General features: G+C 40.3%; 16 protein-coding genes. 7 read left to right on the top strand and 9 right to left on the bottom strand.

The window, feature by feature from the left end:
* Positions 1-121: 121 nt before the first annotated feature.
* Positions 122-1735, top strand: coding sequence for a nitrite/sulfite reductase (locus DESYODRAFT_RS13120; protein WP_242833692.1), 1614 nt, complete (start codon positions 122-124; stop codon positions 1733-1735).
* 94 nt (positions 1736-1829) lie between these two features.
* Complete coding sequence (locus tag DESYODRAFT_RS13115) at positions 1830-2213, top strand: hypothetical protein (protein WP_007783801.1); 384 nt, start codon at positions 1830-1832, stop codon at positions 2211-2213.
* A 214-nt stretch (positions 2214-2427) separates the two neighbouring features.
* On the opposite strand, the gene DESYODRAFT_RS13110 is transcribed toward DESYODRAFT_RS13115, so the two are convergent.
* Both DESYODRAFT_RS13110 and DESYODRAFT_RS13105 read right to left on the bottom strand, forming a co-directional pair.
* The gene (locus DESYODRAFT_RS13110) at positions 2428-3657 is read right to left on the bottom strand and encodes a (Fe-S)-binding protein (RefSeq protein ID WP_007783800.1); all 1230 of its coding nucleotides are present in this window, start codon (positions 3655-3657) and stop codon (positions 2428-2430) included.
* 498 nt (positions 3658-4155) lie between these two features.
* Positions 4156-4797 carry an adenylate kinase gene (locus DESYODRAFT_RS13105; RefSeq protein ID WP_007783797.1) on the bottom strand — a complete coding sequence of 214 codons (642 nt, stop codon included), beginning with the start codon at positions 4795-4797 and terminating at the stop codon, positions 4156-4158.
* Between the two features lie 179 nt (positions 4798-4976).
* Between DESYODRAFT_RS13105 and DESYODRAFT_RS13100 the strand changes: the two genes are divergently transcribed.
* Entirely contained in the window at positions 4977-5963 is a 987-nt protein-coding gene (locus DESYODRAFT_RS13100; protein ID WP_007783793.1) for a tyrosine-type recombinase/integrase, read from the top strand.
* A gap of 129 nt (positions 5964-6092) precedes the next feature.
* Positions 6093-6257 (top strand): hypothetical protein, encoded by a 165-nt coding sequence (locus DESYODRAFT_RS28715; RefSeq protein WP_007783790.1) that lies wholly within the window; start codon positions 6093-6095, stop codon positions 6255-6257.
* A 73-nt stretch (positions 6258-6330) separates the two neighbouring features.
* Here the strand turns inward: DESYODRAFT_RS28715 and DESYODRAFT_RS13095 are convergent, their stop codons facing one another.
* Complete coding sequence (locus DESYODRAFT_RS13095; RefSeq protein ID WP_007783787.1) at positions 6331-7806, bottom strand: protein adenylyltransferase SelO; 1476 nt, start codon at positions 7804-7806, stop codon at positions 6331-6333.
* Between the two features lie 143 nt (positions 7807-7949).
* Positions 7950-8426, bottom strand: a complete 477-nt coding sequence (locus DESYODRAFT_RS13090) for a GNAT family N-acetyltransferase (protein WP_007783784.1) — start codon at positions 8424-8426, stop codon at positions 7950-7952.
* A 117-nt stretch (positions 8427-8543) separates the two neighbouring features.
* Here DESYODRAFT_RS13090 and DESYODRAFT_RS13085 point away from each other — a divergent pair, with 117 nt between their 5' ends.
* The 3 genes from DESYODRAFT_RS13085 to DESYODRAFT_RS13075 all read left to right on the top strand — a co-directional run bounded on the left by DESYODRAFT_RS13085 (position 8544) and on the right by DESYODRAFT_RS13075 (position 10689).
* Positions 8544-8990 (top strand): demethoxyubiquinone hydroxylase family protein, encoded by a 447-nt coding sequence (locus DESYODRAFT_RS13085; protein WP_007783782.1) that lies wholly within the window; start codon positions 8544-8546, stop codon positions 8988-8990.
* A gap of 184 nt (positions 8991-9174) precedes the next feature.
* Complete coding sequence (locus DESYODRAFT_RS13080) at positions 9175-9636, top strand: YtxH domain-containing protein (protein WP_052315262.1); 462 nt, start codon at positions 9175-9177, stop codon at positions 9634-9636.
* A 156-nt stretch (positions 9637-9792) separates the two neighbouring features.
* On the top strand, positions 9793-10689 hold the full coding sequence (locus DESYODRAFT_RS13075) for a metallophosphoesterase (RefSeq protein ID WP_007783779.1): 897 nt from the start codon (positions 9793-9795) through the stop codon (positions 10687-10689).
* Here DESYODRAFT_RS13075 and DESYODRAFT_RS13070 read toward each other — a convergent pair.
* The 5 genes from DESYODRAFT_RS13070 to DESYODRAFT_RS13050 all read right to left on the bottom strand — a co-directional run bounded on the left by DESYODRAFT_RS13070 (position 10686) and on the right by DESYODRAFT_RS13050 (position 14601).
* Positions 10686-11123, bottom strand: a complete 438-nt coding sequence (locus DESYODRAFT_RS13070) for a CBS domain-containing protein (protein ID WP_007783776.1) — start codon at positions 11121-11123, stop codon at positions 10686-10688. The two genes, DESYODRAFT_RS13075 and DESYODRAFT_RS13070, sit on opposite strands and share 4 nt — an antisense overlap.
* Positions 11124-11212: 89 nt before the next feature.
* Positions 11213-12100, bottom strand: coding sequence for a GNAT family N-acetyltransferase (locus DESYODRAFT_RS13065; RefSeq protein ID WP_007783773.1), 888 nt, complete (start codon positions 12098-12100; stop codon positions 11213-11215).
* Positions 12101-12135: 35 nt separating this feature from the next.
* Positions 12136-13038: a DUF2156 domain-containing protein gene (locus DESYODRAFT_RS13060; protein ID WP_042338546.1), complete on the bottom strand. Its 903-nt coding sequence runs from the start codon at positions 13036-13038 to the stop codon at positions 12136-12138.
* Between the two features lie 70 nt (positions 13039-13108).
* The gene (locus DESYODRAFT_RS13055; protein WP_007783768.1) at positions 13109-13666 is read right to left on the bottom strand and encodes a hypothetical protein; all 558 of its coding nucleotides are present in this window, start codon (positions 13664-13666) and stop codon (positions 13109-13111) included.
* An 83-nt stretch (positions 13667-13749) separates the two neighbouring features.
* On the bottom strand, positions 13750-14601 hold the full coding sequence (locus tag DESYODRAFT_RS13050; protein WP_007783765.1) for a DMT family transporter: 852 nt from the start codon (positions 14599-14601) through the stop codon (positions 13750-13752).
* Positions 14602-14678: the final 77 nt, after the last annotated feature.

Here is a 14678-nt window from a genome sequence, read left to right as displayed (position 1 = left end):
ACCGTCTTCATTGTTTTCTTCCGTGTTAAAAGGTCTGGACAAATATTCATAGTTATAGTATTCTACATGGTATAATTAAATCCAAGTATTTTGGTATGTTTAGGAGGTATTTGATTTGACTGTGAGTAAAACCTGGGTAAAGAATTATAATGAACTCAACGATTTTGAGAAACTAAAGCTAGTAAACGACGGCTTGGATATTGTTGAAAAACTTCCGATGTACCAAAAATACGGATTTGAATCCATCAATCTAAAAGAACGCAATCTCTTAAAATGGGCAGGGGTAAATGTTCAAAGACCACGAGATGCCGGATATTTTCTAATGAGAGTGAAAATTCCCAGTGGAATCATGAATTCAGATCAAGCCCGTGTCCTGGCGACTATCGCCAAAGATTACGGTCGGGGAATTCTGGATCTGACAACTCGTCAGGCCTTCCAGTTTCATTGGCTCACGATAGAAACTATCTCTATGATCATGAACATTTTAGATAAGGTCCAGCTGCAAACAATCGGGTCTGAAGGAGACTGCCCCCGGACAATTACAGGGAATCCCCTCGCAGGAATAGACCCTGATGAAACCCTCGATACCCGGGAGCTTGTACAGGAGGTTTCTGACTATTTTCAGGGAAACAGAGAGTTTTCAAATCTCCCGCGGAAATTCAAACTTTCGATCTCAGCTAATGTCTATAACGCCGGGCATGCCCAAATCAACGATCTTGCCTTCACCCCAGCGGCTAAAAATAATCGTTACGGATTTCATGTTCATGTTGGCGGGGGGTTATCGTCCCAACCCCACCTGGCCCAAAAATTAAATCTGTTTGTTCTTCCTGATGAAGTATTAAAGGTTACTATTGCTGTTGCAACTCTTTTCAGAGATTTTGGCTACAGAAAGAATCGTGGACACGCACGGCTTAAATTTCTCTTGGCCGATTGGGGAAAAGCTAAATTTGAAACGGAACTTTTAAAACTAACCGGCCCTCTTGAACGTGGTGGAATTGACTTAACTCTCGGCTGGAATGCGGGGTATTTTTACGGTGTTCATCCTCAAAGACAACCAGGCCTCAATTATGTTGGACTATCCGTACCACTAGGCCGGCTGTCTGCCGACGATCTGCTTGAGGTTGCGCGATGTGCCGATAAGTATGGAGATGGTTCCCTTCGGACCTGTCTTTCGAAAAATCTGGTGCTTGTCAATATACCGACTGAAAATATTGAGGCCCTTCTTGCCGAGACAATCCTCAAACGTTTTACACCATATCCAAAGCCCTTTGTAGGATACACTGTTTCCTGTACGGGAAAGGAGTTCTGCAATTTAGCTTTCGCTGAAACAAAAGAGTTTGCTTCAAGATTGGCACAAACCCTTGGTAAGAGGGTTGATTTAGATACCCCGCTTCGAATCCATGTCAATGGCTGTCCTAATTCCTGTGGTCAATTACAAATTGCCGATATTGGATTAAGAGCTACGTTGGAGACGGTAAAAGGTAGGAACGCCGGGAAATTTGAACTCTCGATTGGAGGAAGCCTCGGAATGAGTGCCGGATTTGCAGCCACGCTCCAAGGAGCAGTCCCATCCGGCAGAGTTCATCAGGTCCTGGAGGACTTTATCAGCCTTTACAAAACTCAAAGGCATTTCCAAGAGTCGTTTCATGATTTTGTTTCAAGGGTCGGAAGTGAAACCTTTCAGGAACTTCTTAATCCCTATATAGAACCCCTAAGTAAATTAGCCTGTAGGTAACAGAGGCTATTCCCATTAACCTCATTTGTGAAGGTTCATTTTGACACTCGATCATTGTATAATAAGGGTAAAAAAAATTGTTGGGGTGTAAATAATGTCTTTAGGAATGGAAGATAAAGAAAAGATGATTAAAACCTGTCAAGTTATCCTAGAATCTTGTGACAAACCGTTTGTTTGGGAGGAAGAAGGCACCTATCAATATGGCAATTATAAAAAACCTTTCAATCTCGTTCTCCCGCATCCCCAAATAGATCATGAGTTACATAATCTATTTGAATCCTTTTCAGGGTCCAGCTATTTGTACGATCAGATTAATACTATCTGTACCCTTGATGAAGAGTGGGCTGAGTCTGGAACTTACGGCTTAGATAGAGATTTTACTTGTTACTTTCGCAGATTTTCTCTAAAACCGGAATATGTAGAACAGGTTAAAGTCTATTTTATTAATCGGCTTAACGAATTACAAAAAACAAATTGAAGTCGGAGTCATACTGAAGCTGTGATCACCTTGTTTGCTGAACGAGATGAATAACAATCGGTTCCCTTAACAAGCCACCTTATCCATATCAATGGATGAAGGTGGCTTGTGTTTCATATTATTTCTTTGAGTTCAAATCCATCGGCTAAGACTCTAGGTTGATAATGTAACTTATGTTTGGGCTGAGAACGATTAAAACTATGGGCTGAAAAATTTAATGAGAAAATTGCTTCTCTTCATCAACCAAACCCAGGGCAACTTCTATTAATGCGGTGAGATGCATCATTTTCATACCGAGTTTGTAATGCCTATTCATATCAACGAATTGGTCCATACAATTATGGCAAGGAATGCAACCAATTTTTGCACCTGTCGCCACTAATTGATCAACCTTTGGTTTGGCTTTAACCATACGCATTGCTTTAGTTTCGGCTACGGCACCTGCTCCGCCGCCGGCTCCACAGCAGATATTATACATTTTGTTAGGAAACATTTCACGAAAGTCCATGACCGTATTGCTTAACACATAGCGCTGAGGCTCAACTATCCCCTCTTTACGAACCATATTACAGGGATCATGTAAGGTTACCGGGATTGTATTTCTGGTCTTATCTAATTTCAATGTACCGTCTTTAATTAGATCGGCATACAACTCGACTATATGGCGAACAGGAAACTGCTTCCCATTCCAGTAATCACGCGCAAATACTCTGGTTGAGCGAAAAGCGTGCCCACATTCCGTGACAATGATTTCCTTAGAGTTCAGTCTCTCAGCTTCTTCGAACAGCGGGCGTGAGATCGCATCGAATTCATCGTTTTTGCCTGTGAACAAACAAATATTTGTTGCATCCCAGCGCCTGGAGCTGATCGTAAAGTTTAGTTTGGCAGCGTGGAAAACATTTAAAATACTTTGCAGATCAGCAGGATAGTGTTTGATCTCCCGGGCATTAAACCCAAAGAAAAAATCTGCATTAGGAACATCGATAGGAATCTTATAAGTGGGATCTTTGAGATCTTCCTGCATCATTTCTTCTATCCATTCTAAGGTCTCATCATAGTCAATTTGTTCCACGCCCATCTGATTGCCTGTGCGTATATGATCATCCGCAATTACTTGCAGGAAACCAGGCGGCTTTGCCACTTTTCCCCGAAAGGCTCTCGTCAGGGCGTTAATATTAACTCCCATCGGACATTCCACTGTGCAGCGATTACACATGGTACAGTTCCAAATGAATGGATCGTTTTCCGCTTCTTCCCGCATACCCAGGACTACTTTACGTACGAATTTACGTGGGTCCTGATCTGCATGCAAATCACTATAGACACAGCCTGCAGTACACATACCGCAAGTAAGGCAATTGGAAAAATCATAGCCTTGCAATAATTCTGCCACTTCATCCCGTAAGGTTGGATCTAAATTTTTAACTCTTATTGGTTCACTCACTTACGATCACCTCTGACCTTAATTATTATACTTACCAACTTTGTCATAATCCTATAATGTCTACCTTGTGAGTTTTTTCTCACAGCATACTAATCCAGGCATATATTTTTCTGTTCACGAGTCTGCGTCCCATGCCGCCTGTTCTAGTTTTTCGGCGTGAGGTTTAAGACATATGCCCTTTATGATTTTAATTATACTCTGTTATGGGTATATGTCAATTAAATTATCCGGCAAAATTGTTTGATTTTTGTGATAACCATTAAGAAGTGCATTGAATACTTCCTTTATACGCATAAACAACCAACCAAAAGCACAGGCAAGTTATTATGCCCGTGCTTTTGGTTGGTTGTTTATTTAAGTAATTGTCTCATTTCACCCTATCTTACCCTCTGATTTCCAGCAGAAAGAGATATCAGACAAAAAGCTCATAAATACTGAATTTGAATCACTTTTGGAATTGGTAAGGATATAAGTGAAACTAAGCTCAATCCAGCCGATTTAGGCCAAGGCTTTCAGGATATCTTGAAAAACCTGGTCAATTGGCTGGTCTCCATTAATGCGTTTTAACAGTCCTTTTTCTTGATAAAAAGCAATCAAAGGTTCTGTTTGTGAATTATAAACATTTAACCGGTTTTTAGCAGTCTCAACCGTATCATCAGAACGCTGATAAAGCTCTCCTCCACATTGATCACAAACTCCCTCCTGTTTCGGTGGGTTGAAGATCATATGGAAGGAAGATCCGCACTTCCGACACACTCGTCGTCCGGTTAATCTGGGAATTAACACCTCTTCGTCAACTTCAATATTGATAACACCGTCAAGCTTCATGCCAAGGCGGTCTAAAATATCAGCTAAAGCGCTCCCTTGGGCTAGTGTCCGGGGAAATCCATCAAGAAGAAATCCATCCACACAATCAGGCTGTGCTAACCGTTCCTCTACAATCCCAATGGTTACCTCGTCAGGTACCAGGCCACCTGCATCCATATAGGATTTAGCCTTTAGACCTAAGGCAGTTCCTTCTTTAATAGCAGCCCGGAACATGTCGCCTGTCGAAATATGCGGGAAATGAAAACGCTCTACGAGTGGATTTGCCTGAGTCCCCTTACCTGCACCTGGGCCACCCATTAATATTATCTTCATTGCTCTACCTCCTCTTTGATTCTAAGTTAATCTGTTGTTATCGTATCGAGCGCAGCACAACAATACCCCTTCCTGCCTTAAAACATCTTCTACAGAAAGAAGGTAATTCCTCCTTGGAGTGGAAATTATTATAGATGTTTGCTTTAATGGATATAGTTAAATCATATGGAGGTTTGATCATGGATACTGGATTTAATCCCCACCACCTTCCCCCATTCGCTAAGAACTTTATAAACCATCTGGCCCTCACCAATAAATCTAAATCAACTCAGATTGCCTATACCTATGAACTTTGTTTATTTTTTCATTATTTATGCGGCTATATGCCTGATTTTCCCTCCTCTCCGCCGGAAATCGAGCTGCCGCTTATGGAAAATGTCGGGCATCGCCAGATTGAGTCATATCTAAGCTGGGCTAATACTGAGCGCACGAATGGCCCCCGTGCTCTGGCCCGTAAACAAGCTGTTATTAAGTCTTTATACCGTTATTTGCTTCGTGAAGATATGATCCATAAAGACGTCACCATTAAATTAGACCCCATCAATGTTCATCAAAAGCTTCCCAAAGCATTGGAACCTAATGAGATTGCGGATTTGACGGATGCTTTAGAAACTGGTATAGGCTTAACAGACGGTCAGCTCAAATACCATGTCTATACTGAGAAACGGGATTATGCCATCGTCCTAACCTTGATCGGTACAGGGCTGAGGTTATCAGAACTTTGCAGCCTGGATATCAGTAAGACAAATCTTAATAAGGGGTATTTTGAAATTGTGCGTAAAGGGAATAAAGAAACGTTGATTTATTTTAATAACGATGTTGCCAAAGCCCTGAATGATTATTTAAGGAATGAACGGTCCAGGTACGTAAACAAAGACATTGATGCTCTTTTTCTATCAATTCAAGGAAACCGAATTAGTAAGAGAGCGGTTCAAAATCTAATCGCTAAATACATGACCATTCTTAAAACCCTTGGACATAATACGGAGGGCTTCAGTGTTCACAAGATGCGTTCCACATTTGCTACTATGCTGCTCCGGGAAACAGACAACCTGGCTATTGTTCAGGATGCTCTTGGTCATTCTGACCCCAGGACAACGAGAATATATGCCAAGGTGCTGGATGAGCAGCTAAGAAGAGCGGCGGACCTAATAAAATTTAAATAGAAATGATAAAATAATTCTGATTATGACAAAACAAAACAATTGTTTACCTTGCTCACATAGGGTAAAATGTTCTTAGCTCTTTCATCATCGTTATATTTTGCATCAAACAGACAGAAAGGCGTGGGTTGTATGAATTATGAAAAAATGTGGACTGACTTGCTGGAGAAACTAAAATTTGAGTGTGAAAAGGTCAATGGTTTTAATGGAACGACTAAAGAAGATCATATAAAATTTAATGCCTTCTATTCTATTGTAAAATTAATGGAGGATATGGAAGGTATTGAACGAAAATAAAGAAAAATTTCCTTGAGAAATGCTGCCTCACAAAAGGGGTGGCATTTATTATTGTTTGTCCCCAAGGCCTGTATCATGTTCCGCAAAACGTTCGGTAAGGGTGGTTTGATATCTCTGGCAGCGTGGCGTAATCGGCCTGTTCGGGGACGTGTACATAAGGAATTGAAAGAACGGCAAGCAATCCCTTCATCACACTGTAATCTCCCTCTTTCACAGCGGCATCCAGTGCTGCTTCTACCCGATGATTGCGTGGAATCAGCGCGGGGTTGCTATTCCGCATTAACTGATGGGAAGAGTCTCTCGATTCCTGCTGTCGTTCCAGTCTCGACAGCCACATCTTATGCCATTCGGCAAATTCCGGACTGCCAAACAGATGGTTATCATCCTGATTATCAAAAGTTAAGGTTTGAAAGGTATTGGTATAGTCGGCACGATACTTCTGCATCATACTGAGCAAATTTTCAATAAGAGATTCATCTTGCGTCTCTTTATTAAACATTCCTAGTTTTGCTCTCATTCCTGCGAGCCAGTTATGGCGAAACAGCTCCGTAAAGTTTGAAACTTCATTTTGGGCCAGTTTGACAGCCTGCTCCTGGCTGTCATGCAGCAGCGGCAATAGGGTCTCAGCAAACCGTGCGAGATTCCATCCTGCTATAAGCGGCTGATTGCCATAGGCATATCGGCCTTGATGATCTATGGAACTGAATACGGTGTCCGGGTCATAGGCATCCATAAAGGCGCAAGGACCATAATCGATGGATTCTCCGCTAAGGGCCATATTGTCGGTATTCATCACCCCATGAATAAACCCAACCAGCTGCCACTTTGCAATCAGCTCAGCCTGACGCTTAATCACTTCCTTAAGGAGTGAAAGATAACGGTTCTCAATATCTCCAATGTAAGGAAAATGCCGTTTTAACGTATAATCAGCGAGGTCCCGGAGATCCTCAACCGTGCCAAATTTTGAAACATATTCAAACGTGCCGACTCGCAAATGACTGGAAGCTACGCGGGTTAAAATTGCACCTGGCTGCACGGTTTCGCGGATTACCGGCTCACCGGTTGTCACCACCGCGAGGCTGCGGGTAGTGGGAATACCAAGAGCATGCATTGCTTCGCTGATGATATATTCACGCAGCATCGGTCCAAGGGCCGCACGGCCATCCCCCCGCCGGGAGTATGGCGTTCGGCCTGAACCCTTGAGCTGAATATCAAACCTCTCCCCTTCAGGCGTGATCTGCTCACCTAGCAGCAGCGCCCGTCCATCCCCTAACACAGCAAAATGCCCGAATTGATGACCTGCATAAGCCTGAGCAAGAGGCAAGGCACCTTCGGGAATCCGGTTGCCGGCGAACACCGCTGTGCCATCTTTGCTTTCTAACCACTGGAGGTTCAACCCCAGGGATGATGCCAAGGGATAATTAAGAATCATTAGTTCCGGTGATTGTACGGGGGTTGGGTTAAGAGTAGTAAACAATAAGTTTGGCAGCCGTGCATAACTGTTTTCAAAGTTCCACCCTGTTTCTTGGCTTGCATTTCCGTTTGTCATTGTATCTCCTTCTTCTTTAAGTTTTCTCTAATACTACTTGATTACTTAAAACAACTCATAGGCAGGCTGTGATTTGTTTTATTAGTGTCTGCTTCGGCTAATTAAATATACCTGTGTTAACTAATTCGCGCTTAAATTGGGGGTTACAAATTTAAATACATTGTCTTATTCAACTCTTTAAATCCTTTTTGATTATAGAATTCTATAGCGCTTCTATTAAAGGAATATACCTTTAACTCTATTCTATTAATCTCCTTAAACTTTGCCCAATCCTTTACTTTTGTTAATAGTAAAGAGGCTATCTTACAATTCTGATGATCTTTCTTTACTACAATACTATCTAATTGTATCCACTCTCTTTTTTTAAAAACGGGGAAATTGGATGACTTTAAAATATTACATTCTGCAAATCCGATTATTTTTGATTCTACTAAAGCGACAAAAATAGCCTTATCATGGTCATCAATAATTTCTGAAATATACTCTTTTGCCCTGGCAAAATCTGCGGGTTTCACAAATAATTCGGGATGGCTTAATCTATGATGCTCATCAAGTTCAACATAAACCTTACATAACCCCTCATAATCCTCAATGAGGGCTTCTCTTATTATTATTTCCATTTCATAGCTCCTCAGGATGTTTAAAATCGATTCACAAGTCTCCTCACCTCTAGCTTAACATATTTTAATTTTAATTTGAGAATTATATGTTATAAATATTTATAACTGGAGGTAAAAATGGATAGCAAGTTAATTTTTCGCTTAAAGGAATTCTATATATTGGAAACATTTCAGGTTGCTTTTTATAACGCCCAAGCTAATTCAGCGACCGATGAATATTACAAAGCGGCCTTTGATAAGATGGTACAAATAGAACAAGGGCATGCAGATTATTTTGCCGATATAATTAATCGGGCAAATGAAGAAGTGCCCTCTGTGGCTGGTTCAGTTTTTCAGTTAGCAGGCAGTTTTGTTGGCGAAACGGTTGAATCTATTGGCCAGCACAGTACGTGCAAATTAGGAGTTCTTCTTGAAAATAAAGCGATGGATGCCTATCGTAAGTTCATTAACGAAGCAAAAGAAAAAGAATATCTCGTTATCAAAGCTACTCTTATGGAATATCTTCTCGACGAAGAATTTCACACATTTTGGCTTAGAGATTATATGAACAAACATCCAAATTAAAATGCTCCTAATACATAGAAGCTTTTTTCGATGAAGTGCATATAATGAAAAAGGCACTATTAGACCGGATGCCATGATATTGCGAACACGCTCCAAGTCCGAAAACTGCCTGTTAAAGGATAGAGGGATTGATTGGTTATTTCATGGCCAGAAACCGGATTAACAAAAAGGAGTGGATAAGCAGGTGGGAAATAAGGACATAAAGGGTAATAAAGTGATTAAAGCGGCTCTGTTTGGAGGTCTTATTGGAGGGATAACAGGGCTATTACTTGCTCCTAAGAGCGGGCAGGAATTAAGACAAGATATAACACTACAAGTCCACGAACTCGGAGATAAAGCTGTAGGCATTAAAGACAAGGCCCAAAGTGCCTGGCAAAATATCGGGGATAAAACACAAGTAAGCGTTAAAACAGGTAAAAATCTAATCGAAAAAGGCAAACACATGGCTGGTAACCTGAAAATACTGATCACTGAGATACAGCATGGGGCTTTGACAAAGACAAATAGTGTTGATGGGCCGGAAGAAAAGGTTAAAAATAAACCAATTGAAGTCATTGTGAGCAGCGATAAACCAATTGAACTAATTACGCCAGACAATGACTCATTAGAAGAAATAATGATTATCGAAAATGAACATGAATGCTGATTTGGTTAATCCACGTGGCTGGAAAAGGGTGCAATTAAAGCACCCTTTTCCTATAAATTCAATATATTAAGTTAACTGCATCCAGACGTCAGGCATTCTTCTTGTGTAAAAACTCTCAAGGAATTATTCTACACCTACTTTCGTGGAGGGGTATAGATGAATAAGTTAAAACGTATTTCTAAAGTCTTTGAATCTGCCCAAGAAATTCCTATTGACGACTCCTCCAGAATTATTTTAATGAGTGACGTTCATAGGGGTGACGGAAGCTGGGCAGATGATTTTTCCAAAAACCAAAATCTATACTTTGCTGCCTTAACTCATTATTATTATGAAAATTATACTTATATAGAAATCGGTGACGGAGATGAACTTTGGAAGAATAAAAGGTTTTCCGACATTATATATGTGCACAGCAATGCTTTTTGGCTTTTAAGCAAGTTTTATGATGAGGGCAGACTTTATATGATTTTCGGAAATCATGATATGGTCAAAAGCAACGCTAAATTTGTCGATGATACTATGAATCAATACTTTGATGAACGAGAAAAAAAGTATATTCCTCTGTTTAAGAATATCAAACTTCATGAAGGATTGGTTTTAAGGCATAGAGTAACAGACCATAAGATTCTCTTAATTCACGGACATCAAGTAAGTTTCTTGGATTATGAATTATGGTGGTTATCCAGATTTTTAGTGAGGTATTTATGGAGGCCTCTGGAGTCATTCGGAGTAAATGATCCGACAAGCACAGCTAAAAATTACCGCAAAAAAGATGCTGTTGAGAAAAAGCTCACAGAGTGGGTGATCCAAGAAAAACACATGCTCATAGCAGGCCATACTCACAAACCTATGTTTCCCGAAGTTGGCTGTCACCCCTATTTTAATGATGGAAGCAGTATCCATCCTCGCAGCATAACTGCCATTGAAATTGCAGACGGGAATATTGCGCTTGTTAAATGGAGTGTAAAAACCAAAGATGACGGTACATTGTTTATTGGCAGGGACGTACTGGCCGGACCAAGAAAACTAACAGATTACTTTTATCAATATTAATTGTTATGCTTTTCATTTATCGTTCCTTTGCGCTCAATTAGGAGCTTGGAGCAGTATTCGATCATTTCCCGCCGACGAACAATTCCTATAAAAATCTGCTGATCGTCCACCACAGGGACGAAGTTTTGAACGACAGCTCTGGAGATCAAATCTTCTATTTGGGCATCAATCGTAACCGGCAAATTTTGAACATGTCGTTCCACTTCGCTCAGTACAATATCCTCTGTGTTTTGAAAGGTTAAACCAGGGGTATTTTTAAGCTTCCAAAGCAAATCCCCTTCAGTAATCGTTCCTACATACTTTCCCTCATCATCAATAAGAGGGACTGCTGTATAACTATGGTACTCCATCCTCTCCAGAGCTTGGCGCATCGTTGCACTTTCCTTAAAGAAAACGATGTTCTTCTTAGGCACAAGGAAGAAAGCTACATTCATATCTTAACACTCCATTTTTGGATATTTGTTTGGGTATTTATATTGGTAAAAATTAAAAAATTGTATTCAGCCATCTAATTTTTAAGTGGTTAGTCGAAGGCAAAACCCAGATAGCCTAAACCGTCAGAGTTTAGTGTTAACTCAATTTCTCTGAGTCCCCTGATCATGCCGAAGGGACGTATCGAGCCTCCTAAATGCCCGCCTAAATACGCAGGTGTGCGCAAAGTATACTCCTTCGCAGGCAATTGCCGGGCTATCTGTTTGATAGCCCCGTTAACAGCCTTATCGGGCAGTAGGATTTCTTTGATAAACACCTTATCGGCGTTCAATCGTTCGATGGCTGCACACCCCTGCATTGCTCCACAATCTATACCATAGATGTCAGCACCGGACTGCTGTGACAGCTTTTTCTGGTAAGCTATGTCCTTGTCAGCATACTGAACATAAAACCTGCCGTTGAGCTGGTTATTCCTCCTCTGATTATACCCTTGAGGATTAATTGAGGAGACCAGGTATTCTGAGGAGTCACAGGCAGGCAAGGTGTCGATCATGTCCCGGGTAAATAAAGTCTCTCTGATATAGAATCCATCCTTGTATCCTTGTTTACGATAAAAGTCGAAAAGTTGTTTATTGGCCGGTACTAGAATGGAACAGACTTTATTATTTACTCTAAGATATTGGTTGCAGAAATCAATAAGTTGGGTGGCAAACCCTCTGTTCTGATAGTTGGGGTGTGTTGCAATGGCATAGAACATGACCGAATCGAGGCCTTGAGTATCCGTAATCATGATTTTGACCGATATCATGGTAAGCATGGCAGAGATCTCTTCATCATGAAGCAATACGGCAGTTTCATCCTTTTTATATCTTTCGGCATAAAAGAAGTTAATATAGGAATCACTGTCTCCGAAGCAAAGCTTCCATAGTTCTTTTTGGCGGGTTGTCTCCCCTTCTTTGGCCAATCTGATTATGCTCATTCTATCTCTCCTTGCCAAGTACCATAACCTTCTTATTATACTTCAAAATAGTTAGCTATAAATTTTTCCTCCATTTTAACCGGATGGTAGGATAACTTCGCCTTTCTCAATCCTTCCAAGCCCATATCCTCTTCACGATTCACATAAATCATTTGGGGATGGTTCTGTTGAATATAGGCCGCAAATTCCCGGTTGATCATTTGATAGGCCCCTTGTATCTCACCAAAGGCTTTTTCGATGTGAATAACGTAAGTATCTGAATTCAGTATTTCTCCCATTGTATAGGCAATAACCCTGTCATTCGAACGAATCAGACCACCCTCTAAGCCCAGTTCTTTAAAATTCTTGAAACATCGGCGGACAGCACAGTTTTCCTGGGCAAGCTGATCTTTATCATCTGAGCCATGTGCTTTACACCATTCAATATTCATCTCCCAACACTCACCAAGATTTTCTGATGAGATCGGTTCAAAGTTCCAACTATTATCTTTCTTAAAACGATTGATATGATTACGTTTGGAATGGAGCTTATTCCCCGCCAGAGTAACGAGCTTGTCCAGTAAATAAACATAATCAAACCCATAACGCATCTCTTGATATTCAAAGTTATCAGGGTAAAGGCTTTTAAGAGTATTTATATTCTCAGGCGACACACCGGCTATGGCAAATTCATACCCGCCGGCAGCAGCGTCCTCTTTCATTGCTTCAATAACTGTTTTGATATCACCCCAGCCTGCGGGATAAAAATAATAGTTTAAATCATTGATAAAACCTTTAACCACCAGATAATTATTGACTTGTGCAATACGATAGTTATAAATTTCTGCCCAAGCAAAGATATTTGTAAAGTTTTGATGGCATCCCGGCAAATCTGCTGCTTTTAGGAGAGGTTCCATCCATGTTTTATCGCTTAGCTCTACTTTTTTAAAATTAATCATCATTCATTCACCATTCGTTAAGTATTTTGAACTATTTTCTGCTCTTACCCAAGTTATAAGTCATTGCTTTCTACAAGTGAGTGTCACTGCTCATACCAATGATGTCTGCAAAGATGTCCAGAAATTCCTGTTCGACAAGAGTAAACTCCTTTGGAGAGAAGTCATGTTCGGTTGTTTTAGTTGGCGCAACATCAAAGATAGGGAAGTTCATCAATTCTGCAAACTCATAGTGAAGCAGGGTATCGTCAACCTCTTCTATATGCCGTTTCTCTTCATCCTTTAGATCACCTAATCCAAATCTGTCGTAGATAACACCCTGCAATGTTTCTTCGATCGCAAAATACTCGGGCATATTGCGTTTGACCGGTCTGGTTAAATCAGAAATATAGCTTTCACTGGCATCATGCAATAGGCAGCCCAGTTGTACCCGTTTAGAGTACCCTCGGCTTTTCGCCTCCCGAAAGCAATGAATTGAGTGCTGGGCAACCGAGTAAAAATGACGGCAATGCCCATTAGCCCTGGTCATCAGTGACAATGAGTGGGCAATGTCCTCTATTTTAATGTCTTCTTTTATGGGTTCAAGCGGAAAGAACTTGATTTTTGAGTAGGTCAATATGTAGTCAGCCATTATAATCTCCCATTCAGTGTATTTTTAGATTATCACATAAATATAATTATACCATTTCATATTGTTTAATAAAAATATGTTAGTTATTTAGATTTGAATGTCGAGTACAATACACCGCTTAAAATAATAATTCCGCCTAGGATTTCTTTTGAGGATGGAATTTCTTTTATTAATAGCGCAGCAAAAATAATACCGTAAACCGGCTCAAGGCTGGAAATAATACCGGCTGTTTGGGTTTTAACATTTTTCAAGCCATTAATAAATAATGAATGAGCAATTCCGGTGAAAACTATACCTAATATGATAAGTAATAATATATCCCTGGTCTGTAAAATGGGTCTTTGCCAAGCTATAACTGGAATTAAAATAATTGCCGCAATAATCTGTTCATAAAAGGCAATGACTGTGCTGGAATAATGGTTTACAAATTTGCGATTCAATATTGAAAGAATTGCGTAGGTAAAACCTGAGGCGACTCCCCAAAGAACACCCTGGGTTAGATTATTTCCTAATTCGAATCCGGGGATTACCAAGATTACACCAAGGAAGGTAATCAGGGCAGTGACTATATCGGATAATTTCATTTTCTCTTTAGAGAAATAGGGGGCAATAAATGTTGCAAAAATGGGAAATGTAGAGAATGTCAGTAACCCGATTGCAACAGAGGAAACTTGGATTGATTTAAAAAACGTACTCCAGTGGATTGCTAAAATAACTCCCATAAGAATAAACCATAGGCCGTCCCTATAATGTTTGACCTTCAGATCTTTTTTAAAATACAGTATAATCATAAGCAAGAATAGGCACGAAAAGAAAGCTCTCCCTAAAACTATTATCATTGGCTGTAATAATAATAGTTTCCCAAATAATCCTGATACGCCAAATAAGAACACGGCTATATGAATTTCCAGCATACGAATGTTTTTTACCTTCATCTCATTGTCCCCCAATTCAACCTAAGGATATAATAGAAATACAGGTTTTTGCGCCTCTTTAACCTTCTAATAATTGG

The sequence above is a fragment of the Desulfosporosinus youngiae DSM 17734 genome (assembly GCF_000244895.1).
GTDB classification, from domain to species: domain Bacteria; phylum Bacillota; class Desulfitobacteriia; order Desulfitobacteriales; family Desulfitobacteriaceae; genus Desulfosporosinus; species Desulfosporosinus youngiae.
The sequence above is the reverse complement of the archived record's forward strand: the minus strand, read 5'-3'. Positions and strand labels throughout refer to the sequence as shown.

What these genes read in the sequence shown, in the direction of transcription:
- DESYODRAFT_RS13115 (WP_007783801.1), top strand. Translation starts at nt 1,830, where the DNA reads ATGTCTTTAGGAATGGAAGATAAAGAAAAGATGATTAAAACCTGTCAA.
- DESYODRAFT_RS13050 (WP_007783765.1), bottom strand. Translation starts at nt 14,601, where the DNA reads ATGAAGGTAAAAAACATTCGTATGCTGGAAATTCATATAGCCGTGTTC.
- DESYODRAFT_RS13100 (WP_007783793.1), top strand. Translation starts at nt 4,977, where the DNA reads ATGGATACTGGATTTAATCCCCACCACCTTCCCCCATTCGCTAAGAAC.
- DESYODRAFT_RS13095 (WP_007783787.1), bottom strand. Translation starts at nt 7,806, where the DNA reads ATGACAAACGGAAATGCAAGCCAAGAAACAGGGTGGAACTTTGAAAAC.
- DESYODRAFT_RS13065 (WP_007783773.1), bottom strand. Translation starts at nt 12,100, where the DNA reads ATGAGCATAATCAGATTGGCCAAAGAAGGGGAGACAACCCGCCAAAAA.
- DESYODRAFT_RS13070 (WP_007783776.1), bottom strand. Translation starts at nt 11,123, where the DNA reads ATGAATGTAGCTTTCTTCCTTGTGCCTAAGAAGAACATCGTTTTCTTT.
- DESYODRAFT_RS13055 (WP_007783768.1), bottom strand. Translation starts at nt 13,666, where the DNA reads ATGGCTGACTACATATTGACCTACTCAAAAATCAAGTTCTTTCCGCTT.
- DESYODRAFT_RS13085 (WP_007783782.1), top strand. Translation starts at nt 8,544, where the DNA reads ATGGATAGCAAGTTAATTTTTCGCTTAAAGGAATTCTATATATTGGAA.
- DESYODRAFT_RS28715 (WP_007783790.1), top strand. Translation starts at nt 6,093, where the DNA reads ATGAATTATGAAAAAATGTGGACTGACTTGCTGGAGAAACTAAAATTT.
- DESYODRAFT_RS13105 (WP_007783797.1), bottom strand. Translation starts at nt 4,797, where the DNA reads ATGAAGATAATATTAATGGGTGGCCCAGGTGCAGGTAAGGGGACTCAG.
- DESYODRAFT_RS13060 (WP_042338546.1), bottom strand. Translation starts at nt 13,038, where the DNA reads ATGATTAATTTTAAAAAAGTAGAGCTAAGCGATAAAACATGGATGGAA.
- DESYODRAFT_RS13075 (WP_007783779.1), top strand. Translation starts at nt 9,793, where the DNA reads ATGAATAAGTTAAAACGTATTTCTAAAGTCTTTGAATCTGCCCAAGAA.
- DESYODRAFT_RS13090 (WP_007783784.1), bottom strand. Translation starts at nt 8,426, where the DNA reads ATGGAAATAATAATAAGAGAAGCCCTCATTGAGGATTATGAGGGGTTA.